At 61.5% G+C, this 2,024-nt stretch carries 2 protein-coding genes; both read right to left on the bottom strand.

Annotation, left to right across the window (positions count from 1 at the left end; translation table 11 throughout):
* Nucleotides 1-88: 88 nt before the first annotated feature.
* Nucleotides 89-1,759 (bottom strand): gamma-glutamyltransferase family protein, encoded by a 1,671-nt coding sequence (locus WBV42_RS02600; protein ID WP_423984652.1) that lies wholly within the window; start codon nt 1,757-1,759, stop codon nt 89-91.
* A gap of 79 nt (nt 1,760-1,838) precedes the next feature.
* A partial coding sequence (locus WBV42_RS02595) for a hypothetical protein (RefSeq protein ID WP_423984651.1) occupies nt 1,839-2,024 on the bottom strand: 186 nt, incomplete at its 5' end.

Raw genomic sequence — 2,024 nt, 5'->3', positions numbered from 1 at the left:
GAAGAGGAAGAGGAAGAGGAAGAGGAAGAGGAAGAGGAAGAGGAAGAGGAAGAGGAAGAGGAAGAGGAAGAGGAAGAGGAAGAATAACTCAGTAGCCGGTGGCGTTGCCGTCCTTTCGCGGTTCGGTCGCGCCGGAGAGGACGCCGTTTTCGTTTCTCACGATCTGTGCGCCGCCGAAGAGCACCGGTGCGAGGACGCGCACGTCGTGGCCTTTTCGGGTGAGTTTCGTGCTGAGGTTACCGTCCATCCGACCTTCGACGGCGAGCGTTCCGTCCTCACGATACCGCCAGCGTGGAAGGTCGAGCGCGGCCTGAAGGGGCAAACCGTGATCCACGATGTTCGAGATGACTTGGACGTGACCTTGCGGTTGCATGTAGCCACCCATCACGCCGAAGGCGGCCCAGTCGTCCTCCCCGAACTTCGCCAGCGCGGGAATCAGGGTGTGGAACGGGCGTTTCCCCGGTTCGAGGCTGTTCGGGTGGTCCGGATCGAGCGAGAACGACGCGCCGCGGTTCTGGAGCGCGATACCCGTATCCCCGGCGACCAGTCCGGACCCGAACCCGGCAAAGCGAGAGTTGATGAACGAAACGACGTTCCCCTCGCCGTCCGCGACACAGAGCAGGACGGTATCCGCGTCCTCGGCGTTCGCGTCGGGGACGCCGAAGGAGACGTCGTGGTTCGCGGTCTCGCCGACGTGGTTCGCGCGTTTTTTCGCCCACGAATCGGATTCGAGGGGTGGGATTTCCTCGTATTCGGGGTCGGTAATGTAGCGGTGGCCGTCGTGGAACGCGAGTTTCATCGCCTCCGCGAAGTAGTGAACTCGCTCGGGGGAATCGATGGGGTGCTCGCCCGCCCCGACCTGTTCGGCGATATTGAGCGCTTCGAGCGCGATGAGACCCTGATTGTTCGGCGGCAGTTCGTAAATCTCCGTTCCGTTGTAGGTCGTCGAGACGGGGTCCGGGAATTCGGGTTCGAAGTCGGCGAGGTCCTCGACGGTGAGGAATCCACCCTGTGACTGGACCTCTTCGACGATTTTCTCGCCGATTTCACCCTCGTACAGCACGTCCGCACCCTCCTCGGCGATTCGGCGGAGGCTCTCACCGAGACGCGGGAGCGCCATCGTCTCGCCCGCTTTCGGTGCCGTCCCGTCGTTCAGATACGCCTCGCGCGCGTGATCAGTTTCGAAGAGGGTTTCTGCGCCCACCCAGTGTGAGGCGATGACTTCCGAGACGGGATAGCCGTCGATGGCGTAATCGATGGCGGGTTGGAGCGTGTCGCCGAGCGACAGATTTCCGAACCGCTCGACCGTCGCTTCCCACCCGCGGGCGGTTCCGGGGACGGTGACGGCGTGCGGTCCGAGAAACGGCATTTCGAGGTCGTCCGTGTCTTCCGAGCCATCGACGGCGTAGCCACGGTTTTCGGGATACCAGTCCGAAGGGTCGTCGTGGTTCCGCAGGGACGAGCGAACGTTCTCGATGGTCGCCTCGGCGGGCGCGCCGCCGCAACTCCGCATCGCGCCGACTTCCCCGTCGGCGGTGCGATAGAGCGCGAACACGTCCCCACCGAGGCCGGTGCTCGTCGGCTCCACCACGTTGAGTGCGGCGGCGGTTGCGACGGCAGCGTCGAACGCGTTTCCCCCCTGCTGTAGAATCGAGACGCCCGCCTGCGAGGCGAGCGGTTGGCTGGTAGCGACGACGCCGTTCGGTGCATAAACGGTCGAACGTCGCGAAGTAAACCGGTCCAAATCGGGTTTCGTCATACCATGCCATACTCAGAAGTGGTCCTAAAGTACACGCCAAATAGGTCCGGTGTGAGGTACAGCCAAGTGTGAGAATATATCACAATGTTCGTGTTCCGTCCGCAGTTAAATCGTCCGCATTCATAATTTTTCTTATACTTACGGCAGGAGTTCTCACCTCACCAAGACTTATCCTTCCGATACCCCTCAGTAAAAGACGATGGGATTGTTCAAGAACATGGGCCGAAAGTTCGAGGAGTTCAAAAAGACCTCCGAGGAGGTCGCG

Source organism: Haladaptatus sp. (assembly GCF_049589095.1).
Taxonomy (GTDB): domain Archaea; phylum Halobacteriota; class Halobacteria; order Halobacteriales; family Haladaptataceae; genus Haladaptatus.
Note: the sequence above shows the minus strand (reverse complement) of the source record. Positions and strands in the feature narration are given on the sequence as shown.